General features: G+C 55.4%; 11 protein-coding genes. 10 read left to right on the forward strand and 1 reads right to left on the reverse strand.

Annotation, left to right across the window (positions count from 1 at the left end; all coding sequences use genetic code 11):
- The first annotated feature begins 62 nt into the window (after positions 1-62).
- The 4 genes from J4772_RS09380 to J4772_RS09395 all read left to right on the forward strand — a co-directional run bounded on the left by J4772_RS09380 (position 63) and on the right by J4772_RS09395 (position 9,036).
- On the forward strand, positions 63-5,435 hold the full coding sequence (locus tag J4772_RS09380) for a DUF4838 domain-containing protein (protein ID WP_209075022.1): 5,373 nt from the start codon (positions 63-65) through the stop codon (positions 5,433-5,435).
- Positions 5,436-5,592: 157 nt separating this feature from the next.
- Positions 5,593-6,273 (forward strand): FadR/GntR family transcriptional regulator, encoded by a 681-nt coding sequence (locus J4772_RS09385; protein ID WP_209075023.1) that lies wholly within the window; start codon positions 5,593-5,595, stop codon positions 6,271-6,273.
- Positions 6,270-7,418 (forward strand): galactonate dehydratase, encoded by a 1,149-nt coding sequence (gene dgoD / locus J4772_RS09390; RefSeq protein ID WP_116058723.1) that lies wholly within the window; start codon positions 6,270-6,272, stop codon positions 7,416-7,418. Before J4772_RS09385 ends, dgoD begins: the two co-directional genes overlap by 4 nt.
- A gap of 457 nt (positions 7,419-7,875) precedes the next feature.
- Complete coding sequence (locus J4772_RS09395; RefSeq protein ID WP_209075024.1) at positions 7,876-9,036, forward strand: Gfo/Idh/MocA family protein; 1,161 nt, start codon at positions 7,876-7,878, stop codon at positions 9,034-9,036.
- 46 nt (positions 9,037-9,082) lie between these two features.
- Here the strand turns inward: J4772_RS09395 and J4772_RS09400 are convergent, their stop codons facing one another.
- Complete coding sequence (locus tag J4772_RS09400; protein ID WP_209075025.1) at positions 9,083-9,952, reverse strand: AraC family transcriptional regulator; 870 nt, start codon at positions 9,950-9,952, stop codon at positions 9,083-9,085.
- Between the two features lie 189 nt (positions 9,953-10,141).
- Here J4772_RS09400 and J4772_RS09405 point away from each other — a divergent pair, with 189 nt between their 5' ends.
- The 6 genes from J4772_RS09405 (at position 10,142) to J4772_RS09430 (ending at position 17,711) form a co-directional block, all read left to right on the forward strand.
- The gene (locus tag J4772_RS09405) at positions 10,142-10,987 is read left to right on the forward strand and encodes an SDR family oxidoreductase (protein WP_209075026.1); all 846 of its coding nucleotides are present in this window, start codon (positions 10,142-10,144) and stop codon (positions 10,985-10,987) included.
- A 116-nt stretch (positions 10,988-11,103) separates the two neighbouring features.
- A complete protein-coding gene (locus J4772_RS09410; RefSeq protein ID WP_209075027.1) occupies positions 11,104-11,472 on the forward strand; it encodes a DUF488 domain-containing protein in 369 nt (122 codons plus the stop codon).
- Between the two features lie 305 nt (positions 11,473-11,777).
- The gene (locus tag J4772_RS09415) at positions 11,778-13,052 is read left to right on the forward strand and encodes an FxLYD domain-containing protein (RefSeq protein WP_209075028.1); all 1,275 of its coding nucleotides are present in this window, start codon (positions 11,778-11,780) and stop codon (positions 13,050-13,052) included.
- A gap of 22 nt (positions 13,053-13,074) precedes the next feature.
- A complete protein-coding gene (locus J4772_RS09420; protein ID WP_209075029.1) occupies positions 13,075-14,220 on the forward strand; it encodes a S1C family serine protease in 1,146 nt (381 codons plus the stop codon).
- A 121-nt stretch (positions 14,221-14,341) separates the two neighbouring features.
- A complete protein-coding gene (locus J4772_RS09425; RefSeq protein ID WP_209075030.1) occupies positions 14,342-16,105 on the forward strand; it encodes a sensor histidine kinase in 1,764 nt (587 codons plus the stop codon).
- Complete coding sequence (locus tag J4772_RS09430; protein WP_209075031.1) at positions 16,083-17,711, forward strand: response regulator transcription factor; 1,629 nt, start codon at positions 16,083-16,085, stop codon at positions 17,709-17,711. The genes J4772_RS09425 and J4772_RS09430 overlap by 23 nt, the downstream gene beginning before the upstream one ends.
- Positions 17,712-17,781: the final 70 nt, after the last annotated feature.

The following is a 17,781-nucleotide window of genomic DNA, read 5'->3' on the forward strand; positions in this document are numbered from 1 at the left end:
CTCATTTTCCAGCAGGCTGCAATGCGGTCAAAGTCTTTCATTCGATAGAGGGAGGTTATTGGGTGACAAGTATAGTCAATAGACGTGTACTGCCGATTGTAATTGCGATGAGCATAATGGTTTCTTTCTGGGGAGGAGGGGGAGCGGTTCGCGCGGAAACAGGCAAGAGCATTGCTGAAAAAGTAAGCGCTTTATCTGACTTGTCGGGACATTGGGCGGAGGATACGATGCTGCGTTGGGCAAGTAACGGACTGCTGACCGGAGACGGAGCGGGACGATACCGTCCGAACGATGAGATATCGAGAGCGGAGTTTGCAGCGCTGATCGATCGTGTGCTGAACTTGCCGCAGCAGGGTGCGGACGCTTATGCATTCTCAGATGTAGAGAGCGGCGCATGGTATGCCAGCGCGGTTGCCAGCGGCTATGCAGCCGGTATCGTTCAAGGTACGGACAAGGGCAAGTTCAATCCGACAACTGCGATAACGAGGCAGGATGCGGCAGTCATCGTTGCCCGCGCTTTCGGGCTGGAGGATGAACTGGCGGCGGATGCAGGGTTTAGCGACAACATGCAGATTTCCCCTTATGCGTCCGCGTCCGTTGCCGCGCTGCAAAGCCGCAAGTACATCAGCGGTAGAAGCGGCAATCGCTTCGCTGCTCAAGAACATATCACCAGAGCGGAAGTTGTGCGTATGATCGACAATGTGATGGGAGCGCTCGTTCAGGAGCAAGGAACCTACGAACGGGATTTTACCGGTAATGTGGTTGTAAATACTGCAGGCATAGAGCTGAAAAATCTCGTGATTGCCGGAGACCTTTACATTGCACAAGGCGTCGGTGAAGGCGATGTCCTGCTGAACAACGTGACGGTCAAAGGGAAGACGTATGTATTCGGCGGCGGGATTGACAGCGTGAAGCTTAAGGATTCCCGTTTGCTGGGTACGCTTATTGTGAATAAACGGAGCGGTCCGGTTCGTATCCTCGTCTCCGGCGCGACTGCTATTACTCGCGTCGTGATGCAAAGCGGGGGGATTCTGGAGGAAGGGGAATTGACCGGCGAGCAGATCGGCTTCCGCAATGTGGAAATCAATATAAGAGAATCGGCCAAATCGCGAGTAGTGACACTGAGCGGTCAATTCGAGCAAGTGCGCCAGATTGGCGTTACCGTCAAGGTAGAGCTGAAGCAGGGGACGGTCGTTGAAACGTTCGCCTTCGACGCGATTGCAGCCGTTACGGGAGCCGGAACGATTAGACTTGCAAACATTCGTGTTAGCGGTTCCAAACTGAGCAAATGGCCGGACAAAGTGAATTTCGGCATTCAGGTTACTGCGACGATCGAAGCGAAGTTGGTAGACAGGGAGCAGACGGGAGGCAATGCGTCCGGTTCGGGCACAACTTCTCCAACAAAACCGAATCCGAACTCTAGTCCAAGTCCAAGCCCGGGCCCTAGTCCAAGTCCAAGTCCGCAACCAAGCCCTGAGCCGGACACCGAGCTGACAATTGTGCATGAAGGAAGCGCCGAGGCCGCGGTGGTCGTCAGCGGCACGGCCGACGATCAGACGCTGGCCGCTGCCAGCAAGCTGATCGGCTATATTAGAAAATCGACGGGAGTCGAGCTGCCCCTCCTAGCCGATCGTCTGAACTCGGATAGAGTGACGGCGGAGAACGGGACGATTCGGATTGAATTTGCCGAAACGCCTCTAGTTCAGCCTGCTTCGACGGATTTCAAGGTGCAGACGATCATTGACGGCATTGCGTCTATTAACGAGCAGCCAGCCGATGTAAGCTGGGACGAAAATACGAAGACGGCGACACTGACCGTTACGCGCGTCGAGAAATCGACGGTGCAGCAATCCTTGAAATATCAAATCAGATATAAAGGCGGGGAACCTTTTTCCGGACGGACGATTCTCCTTCCTGCCAATCCGCGGGGTTCCTTGCTTAAGAACGGCACCTTCGAGGCGGGGTATACCGGATACGCCAACGCCAAGCCATGGGAATATTGGAACGGAGGCTTCGAAGCGCCGTCCAGTCTGGTGGCAAGAAGTGCCGAACAAGCCAGAACCGGAGCATACAGCTTGAAATTGTCCGGAACGAGTCTGGTATGGCCGAATCAAAGCGCCGCGTTGACCGGTTATGGACAGTATGAATACACCGCTTATTTGTATAAGCCGCAGGGCATGACGACAAACGGGACGGTTCAGATGTTCGTCAACTTCTTTGCGAACGACGGAACGGAATTGCAAAAGAATACAGGGCCGATCACGCCTGCGACCGTCAGCAACGGCGACTGGGTGCAGATGACATGGACGTTGAACGTTCCTGGGCAGGTTAACGGGAAGCAGGTAACCAAAGTGCTGGCCGGGTTCGAGGGCGCGAATTTCGCTGCGGGTGAAACGGTCTATATCGACGATGCGGCGTTGATCAATACCGATGCCGTCGACCAGGACGCGCCAGTGACCGGAAGTGAGGACGAGACGCTGCAAGACTTGCCCGAAACGTACGAAGGCGTTCAAATTTATCTCGGGAAAAAAGGGCTGACCGAGCAGGAGCAAGCACAATTGCTGGATGGGACGGTCGAGGATGGCTTTGTCATTCATCAGAATGGCCGCAGAATTACGATTGCCGGTCCGACGGCTTGGGGAACGGAGTTTGGCGTCGACGAATTTCTGGAGCGTTACGTCGGCGTGCGGTGGCTTATGCCCGGAGAGGATTGGGAGGATGTTCCGCAGGCGGCAAGTCTAGTCGTCCCGGTCGGCGATGAGGTGCGGCAAGAACCGGCCTTCTTCTCTCGCGCATTTGAAGAGCAGCTTGTGGAACTGCCCGTTCGCGCCGAGTGGGCGCAAAATCTGCGCATGCACGATACGATCAAGTTCACGCACAACCTGTTTCAAATGTTCCCGGTAGCGCAATACCCGCAATTTTACAGGCCGGGAACGATAGACAAAAGATGGGAGACGGAGCATCCCTGCTTGCAGGCGAACGGCATTGTCGATGAGGCCGTTCGCATCATCAACGACTATTTCGCTGCGAATCCGGATGCCACCTCTTATTCGCTAGGAATGAACGACACAACGGAGTGGTGCGAGGCGGACTCTTCCGATCCTGCGGCAAAGCTGAATTCCATCGGCATGGTGGATATGTCCGATATTTATTTCGATTGGGTGGACAAAGTGTCGGAGGGCGTCTTCGCCGTGCATCCGGACAAATATCTTGGCGCCTATGCCTATTTTAACGTGTACGATCCGCCGGTTCATGTGCAGCTCGATCCGAGGGTGGTCGTCTATATTACCGATGAGCGCGTATCATGGGGAGACCCGGACATGAAGTCGCAGGCGCAGGCTCTGTCGGAAGCATGGGCGCAAGTGGGCGCGACGGTAGCCTTCTACGATTATGTGTACGGTTCTCCTTACGTATTGCCAAGAACGCCGTTCCAACTGCTCGCGGACGAATACCGCTATGCGGCCTCTATTGGAGTCGGGGCTTATTACAGCGAGCTTTATGCGAATTTCGGGGAGGGGCCGAAGCCTTATTTGTCGGCCAAGCTGCAATGGGATCCGCAGCAGGATGCGGTAGCGCTGCTGGACGACTGGTACGAGCGGGCGGTCGGGCCTGAGGCGGCGCCCGATCTTAAAGCCTACTATGCCAATTGGCAGCGTTTTTGGGAGCAGGACATCTACGACACCGAATGGTACAGCTCGTGGAAAAACCTGCCTGTCAGAACGAACTTTATGCCCTTGAATTCACCGGATTACTTAAGGGACGTATCACTGGCGGAAATTGCCGTAAGCCGACAGCTTCTCGAATCCGTCGTCGCCAAGGCGCAGACGCAGCGGCAGAAGAAGCGGGCGAACGACTTGCTGCGTATGTTCGGATATTATGAATTGTCAAAGATGAGCTATACGGACATGATTGCCGAGGTCGCCGTGCCGACAAACGATGCCGAAGCGGCGGACATACTGGACAACATTCTGGACAGAAACGCCAAGATGGATCAGAGAAAGGCGCTTTTTGCGGACCTCCAAACGCACGAGCTGTATTTCCAATATCGGGGGGCGCTTAATTGGGGAGGCGTTTCGAGCAAAGAAATCAAGGCACTGTCAAGCTGGATAGCGGATCACCCGAATAGCGAGATCGTGGAACGCATGGAACAATTGTCCGTAACCTCGCCTTTTTCGGCCGTGCGGAACGCAGTGAAGCTGATTTTGCTGTCACGGGACGGAACTACGGTCAAGAACCCCGGCTTTGAGAGTGGAATGGCGGAATGGTTCAGCTTCTCCGACACCATTGCCGAGCTGACGAATGAGGCTAACTCCGGCAATCAGGCGGTAAGGGTGCAAGCGAGCAGCGTTGAGCAAGACGTATTCGTGGAGAGCGGCAAAACCTATAAGCTGGTCTTTTATGGAAAAGCTTCGGGAGGGGCAAATGCGAATCTGGTCGGCATGAACTTCTGGGACGTTCCGGGAGTTGGCCTGACAGGGGCGCACGTGACGGTGAATTCGGATCAGTATCGGAATTATTCGGTTACGTTTACGCCGCCTGAAGGATTCTCGCATGTGACGATCGTCATTTACAAGCCGGCAGGCGCAGGCTGGGTTTATGTGGACGATTTCGTTTTGACGGAATTGTCGGCTGACGATCCGCCGCTAATCGCAGTAACCGGGGAGAACGGAACGGTGCAAGCTGTCTTCGACGACTCTCCGGATGCAGTGCCTGCCGCTGTGGACTTCACGATACAGGCGATTGTGGATGGGGAGGAGGCGACGGTCGAGCAACCAATCGCAATTAGCTGGAATGACGCCGCGCATACGGCAACGTTAACTGTACAGAGTGTCACCCCGGCTCATATGGCCCAAACGGTCCAGTACCGGGTGACGTATAAAGGCGAGAATACATTACTGAGCCCGGAAATCCCCATTGCGGCCGATGCGCAAGCCTCCGCGCTGAGGAATTCTTCTTTCGAATTCGGATACGGCTCAGAAGTCCATGCCCGGCCTTGGGAATACGGCTGCGGGGGCAACCAGGCCTGCGTCACGGCAAGAAGCAGCGAACAAACCAGATCCGGGCAGATCAGCCTTAAGCTGTCGGGAGCAACCTGGGCGATCTGGCCGAGCCAGTCCGTCTCGCTAACCGGTTACGGAGATTATGAATTTACCGCCTATCTGTATAAGCCGCAAGGCTTGACGACAAACGGGACGATTCAGATGTTCGTCATCCCTCAGTCGGCGGACGGTGCGAATTTACAGAGTGCGTATGCGGGGCCAATTTTATCCGCTACCGTCAGCAATGGGGATTGGCATGAGATGAAATGGACCGTTCCTATTCCGGAGCAGATCAACGGGACGCCGGTCGCCAAAGCGATGGTCGGGTTTGAAGTAATGAACTTCGGGACCGGCGAGACGATTTATTTGGACGATGTCACATGGGTTCGTAAGTAAGCGGGAGACTAACATCCAAGCGCAGTCTGCATCAAGAGAAGAGCCCATGCCGTTGCGCATGGGCTCATTATTGTTCGAGCAGCGATTGACATTTCGCTGAATAGATAATATCTTTTAAACGAAAAGATATTATCTTAATAAAAGTGGCGAGATGAAGATGAAAAAGCTGGCTCACGAAGAAGTTTTGCGGTTGATGGAAGAGAGAATACGCTCCGGTGCGTGGAAGGCTGGCGAGCGACTGCCGACGATGCGCCAACTTGGCGAGGACTTCGGCTACAGTGTGACTGCGGTGCGGGAGGCGCTTCGCGTGCTGGAGAGCCGTCGGGTCGTCAGCATCGAGCATGGTCGAGGCCTATTCGTTAGCACCGATCCGGAATTGCTGAGCGATCCCGGCGACAGGCTGCGGGGGATGGAGACCCATTCGCTGCAGCGGCTGCTGGAGGCGCGGCTGGCGATCGAGCCGGAGCTGGCGGCTTATTGCGCCGTGCGGGGTACCGTTCCGCAAACCCGGCTGATCCGTGAGTTAGCCGATCGGATGGAGGCGCAGCTTGCTGCCGGAGAGGATCATTTTACGACCGATATGCAGTTCCATCAGGAGATTGCGCAAGGGGCGGACAATCCGCTGCTGGCGCAGATGCTGGGCGTTGTGGCCGAGCTGTCCGCGCAGGGACGAAGGGAAACGGACAAGCTGCCCCATATGCGGGAGAAGGCGGCGGGTTATCATCGGCTGATCGCCATCGCCATCCAGGAAAGGCAATCGGAGCAGGCGCGCGCATTAATGAAAGCCCACATTCAAGACATGCTTAACGCGATTCAGGAGAGAGGAAGCGGACAATGAAAATCACGAAAATGGAAACGTTTGTCGTACCGCCAAGATGGTTGTTTCTCAAAATCGAGACGGACGAAGGCATCTCAGGCTGGGGAGAGCCGATCATCGAGGGCAAGGCGCGAACCGTGCAAGCGGCGGTCGAGGAACTAAGCGGCTATCTCATCGGGAGAAATCCGCTCGACATCGAGGACCACTGGCAGACGATGTACAGAGGCGGCTTCTATCGCGGCGGTCCGATTCTGATGAGCGCGATCGCCGGGATCGATCAGGCGCTGTGGGACATCAAAGGCAAGTTCCATCAAGCTCCGATCTATCAACTGATGGGTGGAGCCTGCCGCAATCGAATGAAGGTATACTCCTGGATCGGCGGAGACCGTCCGTCCGATGTCGGCGAGGCGGCTTTGCTCGCACAGGCGGCGGGCTTTAAGGCGGTTAAGATGAACGCGACGGAGGAACTCCAATACGTCGATACGCACGAGAAGATCGACGAAGTGTTGGCTCGAGTCGCAGCGGTTCGAGAAGCCGTCGGTCCTCATTTTGGCATCGGCATCGATTTTCATGGCAGAGTTCACAAGCCGATGGCGAAAATATTAGCGAAGGAACTGGAGTCGTACCGCCCTCTGTTCATCGAGGAGCCCGTGCTGCCGGAAAACAACGAAGCGCTTCGGGAGATCGCCCGCGCCTCGCAAATTCCAATCGCTACCGGGGAACGGATGTTTTCGCGTTGGGATTTCAAGCATCTGCTCTCGGACGGTTATGTCGACATCATTCAGCCGGACGTCTCCCATGCCGGCGGCATTACCGAATGCAAGAAAATCGCGAGCATGGCGGAAGCCTATGACGTGGCGCTGGCTCCGCATTGCCCGCTCGGACCGATCGCGCTAGCCGCTTGTCTTCAGGTGGACGCAACGTGCCATAACGCCTTTATTCAAGAGCAAAGCTTGGGCATTCATTACAATCAAGGCAACGATCTGCTCGATTACGTGACCGATTCCTCTGTTTTCGCCTATACCGACGGCTATGTCGCGATTCCGAATGGGCCGGGGCTTGGCATCGAAATCGACGAGGCGCATGTTCGGAAAATGGCGGAGGTCGGACACGACTGGAAAAATCCGCTTTGGCGCCATGCGGACGGCAGCGTCGCGGAGTGGTGACGAAGAACCGGGCGCGTCGATTTCTGTTGTTGCGGAAGGCGAGCATTTAGCCGCTGTGGAAATAAGGGCTGTCTCCTAAGCCAAGCAAGCTGCCGTGAAAATAATCGACAACAAAGTCGATTATCTCTCGCAGCGCTGCTTAGGGCGTGTATGCAAACCCGCTCGGGGGCAGCTTTCACCGCCTTTTCGCCCCCTGCTGCGTCACTTTTGCTTGACGTACCCCCGGTACGCCTTCACAAAAGTTCCTTGCATGGAACGAAAATTCGGCATAATCTGCTGTCCTCGGAGTATGCAAACACGCCCTAGGGGACAACTCTTTTTTTGTTTTTCATAAGGGGAATAGGCTTTCTTCGTTACCGCAAAGTAGTGTTATTTTTGTACAAAGTAGTATCACTTGCTGCCGATTATCCTTGATATGCTTGACGAGATGATACGATACGCAAGGAGGCTAACTGAGTTGCTGAAGGTAGCTGTCATTGGAGCGGGAGCGATTTCGGGAGCGCACATAGAAGGCTATTTGCGTTTTCCCGAGCGCTGCCGCATTGTGGCGATCTGCGATATTTATCCAAACAAGGCGCAGCAGCGGATCGAGCAGTACAGTCTAAATGCGAGGGCGATCGGTGATTATAAGGAGCTGCTTCAGGAAGACGTCGATTTGGTGTCGATCTGTACGCCGCCTTACACGCATGAGACGCTTGCAACGGAATTGTTGGAAGCGGGTACACACGTAATTGTAGAGAAGCCGATGGCCTCCTCTCTGGAGGAGTGCGACCGGATGATCGAGGCTCAACGAAGGACGGGAAAACGGTTGTCTGTGGTTGCCCAGAATCGGTTCAAAACGCCGATGATGAAATTGAAGGCGGTACTGGACAGCGGCTTGATGGGCAAAATCGGCCATGTTCAGGTCGACTCATTCTGGTGGCGGGGCCACTGCTATTACGATCTCTGGTGGCGCGGCACATGGGAGAAGGAGGGCGGCGGCCCGACGCTGAACCATGCCGTACACCACATCGACGCCCTGCTGTGGATGATGGGCAGTCCGACGGAGGTTCAGGCGTTCATGAGCAACGTGGCGCACGATAACGCCGAGGTAGAGGACATTTCCATCGGTATGCTGCGATTCGCCAACGGATCTCTTGGTCAAGTGACCAGCTCCGTCGTTCATCATGGAGAGGAACAGCAGCTCATTTTTCAGGGAGAAAAGGCAAGAGTGTCGGTTCCATGGAAGGTGAAGGCGTCGAACTCGACTTCTAACGGCTTTTCCGAACCGAACGAGGAGCTTGAAAATCGACTGCAGGCGCTATATGACGGATTGCCGGACGTGGAGCACGAAGGGCATGCCGGGCAGATCGACAATATGCTGACGGCAATCGAGACGGGTGCGCCCCTGCTAATCGACGGCGCCAACGGCCGGCAAACGCTGGAGCTGATTACGGCGATCTATAAATCTGCCAGCACAGGCGAGCTTGTCAAGCTGCCGCTGGGGAACGAGGATGAGTTCTATACGAGAAGCGGCGTTCAGGCGAAGGCGACGCACTTCTATGAGAAGAAAACATCGCTCGATAATTTTACGACGCAGACGATTACGATCGGGAGCAGCTATACCGATCGTTCGTGACAGGAAAAGCGATCAATTGTCGGAACGACGGTTACGGAGGACACCTTCAGGTCAGCTTCCGATATTGGTGCGGCGTGTAGCCGTAATGGGATTTGAACAGTCGGCAGAAGTAAGAGCAGTTTGCGATGCCGACGGATTCGCCGATCAGAGCGACGGACAGATCCGTCGAGTTCAGCAGCATAACCGCCTGCTGCATGCGTCTGGCCGTCACATAGTCGGAGATGCTGGAGCCGGTGCATTCCTTGAACAGATGCGATAGATGGTAAGGCGACAGGTGCAGATCTCCGGCCAGCTGCTTCAGACGAAGCGGCTCCGTGTAATGATTCTCCAGCCATACGAGGATGCGCTCGGCCTGATGAACCGTGCGCGTAAGACTCGTTTCGGTTTTTCCGGACCGCTGCTCCCAGATCGGCTTGAAGGCATGGAAAAACGCGACGAGAAATAGGGAGAACTCCTCCAGCTCGTTGTTTTTGCCGAGAGCGTGGCGCTTCTTCTCCAAGCGCTCAATCAACAGGTGAAACGGCTCGTCCCCACTCAAGCCATAGACGCATGGGGAAGGCAGCTTGCTCGTATGGATCTGCTTGAAGAAGGCTAACAGACTCGGCCACTTCTCGAAATAATTTTCATAGAGGGAGGGCTCGAACTGGATCACCGATCGTACGAAGGGCTTGCCCGGTTGAATGTTCATCTGGATATGATGGAGCTGATACTGTTGGAAGACGCACAGCGTTCCGGGAGCCACTTCATAGCTTTTCTGGTCGACGACAAGCGTGCCGCTTCCTTCGTGTACGATCAGAATTTCAATGCCCTGATGCGCATGGAAGGTGCCCTGGTATTGAACGGAATCTAGACTTGTATGGCGGTAAGTCAAGTAGAGCTTCAGTTCATTCAATTTGAAGGCTTGAACATGAGACATACGAGCTTGCTCCTTCCTGTCCGAAGCTTACGCGGGGCGTTATGCCCGATGGAGATTAAGATACCATAAGAAGCCCGCGAATAGGAGGGAGAATCATCCTATTCGCAACGTGAGGATGCACGAAAACGGCGATTTTGTGGGACTCTGAGGAGAGGACGAAGCGCAATAACGAATGGGGGATCTGAAAATATGGCGGACAAAGAGCATCTGAAAGGCCGCGTCGCCGTCATTACCGGGGGCAGCGGCGTTCTATGTTCGGCGATGGCGGTCGAGCTGGGCAGCTGGGGCGTAAAGGTTGCGGTTCTGAATCGCACTGCCGACAAAGGAGAGGCGGTTGCCGAACGAATCCGCCAAAATGGCGGAGAAGCGATCGCCGTCGCCTGCGACGTACTGAATTCGGACAGCGTTCGGGCGGCGGAGGAGCAGGTGGCGAAGGCGCTGGGGGCGTGCGATATTTTGATTAACGGGGCAGGGGGCAATCACCCCGACGGTATTACGACGAAGGAAACCTTTGAAGCTGCGGACTTGCTGCAGCCGGACGTTAAGACGTTTTTCGATCTGACTGTGGACGGTTTTTCCTCTGTCCTCAACCTGAACTTCCTGGGCACTCTGATCCCGACGCAGGTATTCGCGAAGCGGATGGCCGGTAAGCCGGGCGCGACGATCGTCAATCTCTCGTCCATGAGCGCGCCGAGCCCGATGACGAAGGTGCCCGCGTACAGCGCGGCCAAGGCGGCTGTCGATAACTTTACGCAGTGGCTGGCGGTGCATATGGCGGAAGCGGGTATACGGGTGAATGCGATCGCTCCGGGCTTTTTCCTGACCGAACAGAATCGCAGGCTGCTGACGAACGAAGACGGTTCGCTGACGGAGCGTTCTCACAAAATAATCTCCCATACGCCGATGAGGAGATTCGGCAAGCCGGAGGACCTGCTAGGCGCGCTGATGTGGCTCGTGGACGACTCCGCGTCGGGCTTTGTCACGGGCGTTACGATACCGGTAGACGGCGGGTTTATGGCGTACTCCGGAGTCTAACTTAAAGAAGAAGAGCAAGGAGCGTCCCCAATGCGCTCCCTGCTCTTCTTCTTTTTTTGTATAATATAATGAAAGAAACAATCAGCGGTTTGATTCAAGCGGAAGGAGTTGCGGCGATGGGACAATTCAAAATCAAGCGGGTCTATGAACAGACGGAAACCGGCGACGGATTTCGAGTGCTGGTGGACAGGCTGTGGCCGCGGGGAATGACGAAGGAGCGGGTTGGTGCGGAAGTGTGGCTGAAGGAGGTTGCGCCCAGCCCGGAGCTGTGCCGCTGGTTTGGCCATGTGCCTGAGCGATTCGAACAATTTCAGGCGAGCTATGCAGCCGAGCTGCGAGACGAAGCTGCCCGGCCTCATGTCGATCAGCTGCGGTCATGGGTCAAGGAGCAGGACGTTACGCTGCTATACGCGGCGAAGGACGAACGGCACAATCAGGCGATCGTGCTGAAGCGGTATTTGGACGGGGAGTTGCCACGCGAGTAGATGCCGCGAGCGGCCATCCATTTTCAACGTTACAAATAATAAGACTGTCTCCTAAGCATTTCAGGTTGCTCTGAACGATAATCGAGACTAAAGGTACATAAGTTACATACGTCTTTATTTGTCTATCGATCATCTTTAGCAGCTGTGCTTATGGGACAGTCCTTTTCTGTCTACACAAACCTAGCTCCGCACCCTCTTGCTCATGTTCAATGTTATAGCTCGGCAGGAAAAATCGAAAAAATGTCGAATTATAATTGTTTGCATAAAATGTGATTCATACTAACGACGTTTAAAGGGGTAAGGCAATGTTTTGTTTGAAATGTGGTACGGAGCTTCCGGAGGGAAGCAAGTTTTGCAATCATTGCGGAGCTTCTCTCGCAGCCGTCGGGCAGACGGAGGAAATGAAGGAGAGAACGGATCCTGCGGGGATCCCCGAGGAGAACGAGACGGCGGTCGCCCTTGATCCTGCTTTGAACGGCAGAGGCATTCAAGATTATATCGGCGATACGACGGCCATTCCGGCTTCGCGCAAACGAGTCCCTATTCTTGTATATGTGCTTCCCATTGTCAGCCTGGTTATCGTAGCGGCGCTGCTGGGATCAATTTATGCGTATCAAAAATCGGTTAACCGCCAGGTCGAAGAGCTGCTGCAGCAGGGAGAGCAGCTTGCGCTGGACGGTAAGCTGGCCGAAGGCAAGGCCGCGATCGAGAAGGCGCTGGAGAAGCGGCCGGACCACCGTGTGCTGCTCTCGGATCAGAAGCTGCTGACGGACGCGATCGCTCTGCAGGCCCGCTTGGACGACGCCGACAAGCAGCGGAAGGGCAAGAAGTTCGACGAGGCGATCAAGGAGATCGATTCGCTGCAGAAGGAGCTGGCAAGCCGTTCCGGCCCCGTTTTCCAGAAGCTCGTCGCCGCTGTCGATACGAAGAAGGAAGAGGTCGTCGTAGAGCAGGTTGTCGCCGGCTTGCCAGCGAAGAAAGCGGTCGAGGAACTGGCTCCTCTGTTTAATGTCATCAGAGATTACAAGGGCGAGGCGGCACAAAAGGCGGCTAATCAAATCAAGCAGAAAATCGCGGACATCGCTTACGACAAAGCGTCTGCCGAGCTCAGCGACAAGCAGTTCGCAAATGCGCTTGTCACCCTGGAAGAGGCGCTGAAGTTCGACGAGAGCAACAAGAAGCTGACAACGCTGAAAACGACCGTCGAGCAGAAAAAGCAATCGTTCGAAGAGGCGGAGAACCGCCGTATCGAGGAAGCGATCGAGAAGGCGAATCAGGAGGACCTTGCCAACAGGACGGAAGCGGTTGAGTTGGTCTCGGTCGATGCATTCACGGACGAATACGGCTACTTCATCGTGGAGGGCACGATCAAAAATCGCGCGACGCGCTCAATCAGCTCCGTTCTCCTTTATTTCGATATTTTGGATGAATCCGGAGAAGCCGTGGATCAAGCCTCCGTCTATGTCTCGCCGGAATTTCTCGCTTCCGGGGACGAGGGAGATTTCTATGCGGAGTTCTACAACTACGAGGACAACATGAGCTCGGTGAATGTGAACCGCGCCGAGTGGCAGCTTAACTAACTGAAAGGCAGGACCGCAGATTATGAAAAACTGGATTGCGTTCGTCATTTCAGGTTTAATTCTCGCCTCTGGGGGCTTCGCCGCCTACGAGCTGAACGATCGCTGGAGCGCCTCTGTCGTGCATGCGGAATCGCAGCTTGGCAGTCCCGATATTGCAGTGAAGGAAGACGCCAAGCCCAATCTTAAAGAAATGATTCGCGAAAGCCAGAAGCACGTCGTTTCGATCGAAGTGGCTTTGGAGGACGGCACGTCGCTTGGCTCGGGTTTTCTCTATAATGACAAGGGAGACGTCGTTACTAACGCCCACGTCGTCACCGGCGCTCTCAGCGTTCGGGTGAAGACGAGCGACATGAGCATTCATCCCGGCAAGGTGATCGGCATAGACGAGGAGAAGGACATCGCCGTCGTTCGGGTCGAAGCGTTGGTCGGCAAGGAGCCGATGGCGGTCGATAAGGAAACGAAGATCGAGATCGGCGATCAGGTCATGGCTTTCGGCAGTCCTTTAGGTCTGGATAATACGGTTACGACCGGCATCATTAGCGGCGTCGACCGCGACATGGACATCGATTCGACCAAATATCGCGGCGTCTATCAAATCTCCGCGCCGATTACGCACGGCAACAGCGGCGGGCCGCTTGTGCTGGAAAGCAACGGCAAGGTGATCGGAATCAATTCCGCGGGCAACGATCAGGGAAGCATCGGCTTTAGCATTCCGTATCGTCAAATCGCCGGCATGATCGAGGATTGGAGCTTGAATCCGGACGAGGAGCTGGCGAAGCAATCGTCCAGTCTGGGCACCGACGCCGTCTTTACGACGGGATATACGAAAGAAACGTTTGCGGCGGACGCCCAGTATATCGTCCAATACTTTTACGAGTCGTTGAGCAGCGGCGATTATGTGTCGGCGTACAGCGTTCTGGGCAGCGACTGGCAGACGAAAACGACCTACGAGAAGTTCCGCGAAGGCTACCTGAACACGGAGAGCGTAACGGTGACCAGCAGCTCGGTTCTGTCGGGGACGGAAAAAGAGGCGCAAATCTCCGCGACCATCGAAGCCTGGGAAAACCGCGACGAAGGAACGGTGCTTAGCAAGTACAGTCTGACCTACAAGGTTAAGCTGGAAAACGATATGGTCAAAATCATCTCGGGCAAAGGGAAGAAGCTGTAAGCGGTCGTTTGAAAAATTCGATGGTTAATTCGATTCTCGAGTCTAGTCTTTCGTCTCCAAGTAGAATAGAGGCGGAAGACTGTTTTCTTTTATCGCACCCGTGAAGAAGGAGGCCACATTAATGAAGATCATTACGCAGGCGCCCCGCAGCTCCATCTTTATGAAGATCGTCCTGACGTTCCTGGCGCTGCTGATTCCGCTATACACGCTAAACCTGTATATGAACGAGTCCGGCCAGGAGACGGTCCGCAAGGAAATCGTCAGCTCGATGAACGCCAAGGTGGAGCTGTACGTCAACCTGATCGAGTCGGATTTCGAGCGGGTCATCAAGCTGATCGAAGCCTATGTGAACGACGTTGATCTGATGAAGCTAAGCACTGCGGTCGACGTCATGTCCGACATTGAGCGGACGGATGCGATTCTGGCGCTGAAGAGCAAGCTGAACTTGGTGAAAACGTCGAATAGCTTCGTGCAAAATGTAATCGCATTCATTCCGCGGTTGGACCGCAGCGTCACCTCGAACGACAACGCGATCGTCGCCTTCGACGAAGAAGCGTTCCTCGCGCTATCCGTAGCGACTAACCGCTATGAATCTCCTTATCTGCTGTGGAAAGATCGGCTGTTCATCAGCGTTCCCTATCCCGACCCCCCATCCGGCAAGAAGGCTCCGGTATTTCTGCTGGCGGTGGAGGTGTCTAAGCCGGCGCTGCGGGAAGCGCTTCGTCAATTCACGAACAACGGAGAGACGGCCGTATTGACCGGTAACCGCCTGCCTTGGAGCATTGTCGACGACAAAAGCTTGCCGGAGGCTGAGGCGGCCGTTCTTCAGCGGCAGAGCGGCTCCGCTCCCGGCCAGACGCTTAATGTAGGAGGGGAAAAATATTTGGTCATCGACAAATCGTCGGCTAAGCTGGATACGACGCTATCGATTCTGATGCCGGAAAGCGCGGCCTTCGGCTCGCTCGAACGGTATCGATGGTGGATGCTGCTGCTGACGCTGATGTCGGTCGTGATCGTCATTTTCTTCGCGCTGAGCCTTTACCGAATCATACAGCGGCCGCTGCGCACGCTAATTCGCTCCTTCAACAAAGTCGAGCAGGGGAATCTGAACATTGTCGTCCAATATCCGCTTAAGGACGAATTCGGAGTGCTGTTCAACCGGTTTAACACGATGGTCAGGGAGTTGAACGTGCTCGTTCACGAGGTGTACGAGCATAAGTATCGGGTTCGTCTCGCCGAGCTTCGGCATCTGCAGTCCCAGATCAATCCGCATTTTCTGTACAATAGCTTCTTTATCCTCCATCGCATGGCGAAGCTGCGGGACCATGACAACATCGTGCGGTTTACAAAATATTTGGGAGATTACTTCCAGTTCATTACTCGGGACGGGAAGGACGAAATTTCGCTGCAGCTTGAGGTGAAGTATGCACGGACGTACACGGAAATCCAATCCTTTCGCTTCGGGAGCCGGATTCGCAGCGAATTCGCCGAGCTTCCTGCGGAGCTGGAGCGCTACCTTGTACCGAGGCTGATCCTCCAGCCTCTAATTGAGAACGCGTACAACTACGGGCTGGAAAATAAAATGACGGACGGCTGGATCGCCGTCGCCTTCCGGCAGGAGCCGGATATGCTCGTCGTGTCCGTGGAGGACAACGGGGAGGAACTGGACGAGCGCAAGCTGCAGGAGCTGCGCCAGATGATGCTCGATCCGGAGCGACAGACAGAGAGCACGGGGCTGATCAACGTTCATCGCCGCGTGCAGATCAAGTACGGGCCGGAGAGCGGATTAATCTTATCGCGAGGCGAGGGCGGAGGCTTGCTTGCGGAGCTGAAGCTGCCGCTGAAGAAAGGAGAGGAGTACGATGCATCGACTGTTAATCGTTGACGACGAGCCGTATACGGTAGACGGGCTGTACGAAATGCTGGAGGAAGCCGACTTGCCCGAGCTCGAACTGTACCGCGCCTATTCGGCGATCGAAGCGATCGAATGGCTGAACCGGATCAAGATCGATATCGTGCTCAGCGATATTCGGATGCCGGGAATGGACGGGCTGCGGCTGTTGAAGGAAATTCGGGCCAGATGGCCGAGATGCAAGGTGATTTTCTTGACGGGGATCAACGAGACGAGCTATGTCCAGCAGGCGATGAGGGACGGAAGCGTCGATTATATTTTGAAGACGGAGGGAGACGAGCCGATCGAGCGAGCGATCGGCACCGCCGTAGCGGCATTGCAGGAGGAATGGCGCAACGAGCAGATTATGCGCGACGCACAGGAGAGAATTCGCCAAGCGCTGCCTTCCCTGCGTAACGAATGGTTTCGCCGCGCGCTGCTGCATGGGATCGAGGATGCCGGACTGTCGGCGGTCCGTCTTGAAGAGCTGGGCTGTTCGCTTGATGCGGAAGCGCCGCTGCTGCCGGTTCTGGCAAGGGTGGATCGCTGGCCGGAGGAGATGAAGGGCGGCGGGCGAACTTTGCTGCAGTTCGCGATTGAGAACATTATGGGCGAACTGTTCGAGAAAGTACGAATGCAAGCCGTACATGTGGACGAGCATTATTTAATGCTGCTGCTGCAGCCGAACGAGAATGAGCAAGTCGTCGGTTCGCTAAAGGACGCCGAGGCGATGACCGCTTTTGTCGCCGGCACGCTGGAGACGGCCCAAACGGCCTGTACGCAGCTTCTTCGGCTGCCTCTGTCCGTCATCAGCAGCCGGGGATTCGTGCCGTGGTCCGCACTCGCCGACTCTTACTACCTGATGAGGCGCAGGTTGGTCGTCGGCGTAGGCTTGGGCGAGAACATGCAGCTGCTGTCCGGCGCGGGTAGCGAACCCGAGCGCGGAGAGGCATGCTGGCCGACGCAGCTGTCCCGACAGCGCGAGCGGCTCGAAGCCGCACTGGAGAGCGGGCGCGAGGAAGAGGCGATAACGGCGATCTCGGCAATGGTCGGGCACGGAGGAGAGTATTCGCGTTATCTGGAGGCGTATTATACGGCCGCGAATCTGATGATCGGGCTAATCAACCGCGCGGGCTGGGCGGAGGAGATGGAGGACGATCTGCTGGAACGGCTGATGGACGCGAAGGGGCACCCCGCACGGGAGCAGGCGGTCAGATTTCTGCAAGATACGGCCGCGCGATTAATCGCCTTCAAGCGGGGCGCTCAGGAAGAACGTACGGACAGAATCGTCGAGCGGGTCAACCGTCATATCCGCGAGCGGGTCGGGGGCGATCTGTCGCTTACCGCTCTTGCCGAGCTCGTCTATTTGAACCCGGCTTATTTGTCGGTGCTCTATAAGCAAACGACTGGACAAAATTTGTCCGACTACATTGTCGGCGTTCGTCTGGAGAAGGCGAAGGAGCTGCTGCAGCAGTCCCACCTTAAGATTCACGAGCTGGCCGCTGCCGTCGGCTTCGAAAACGCTGGCTATTTTACCCGCTTCTTCCGCAAACATACCGGGCTTGGGCCGCAAGAATATCGCGAGCAAGCGGGGCGTTGAACGTTCAGCGCTCCCCTTTGCCCGAATTTCAAAATAAAAGAGAACAAATCTATACGTTGTTCCATTTCAT

Origin of the sequence: Cohnella sp. LGH (genome assembly GCF_017671885.1) — a bacterium.
In the GTDB taxonomy this organism is placed as follows: Bacteria; Bacillota; Bacilli; order Paenibacillales; family Paenibacillaceae; genus Cohnella; species Cohnella phaseoli.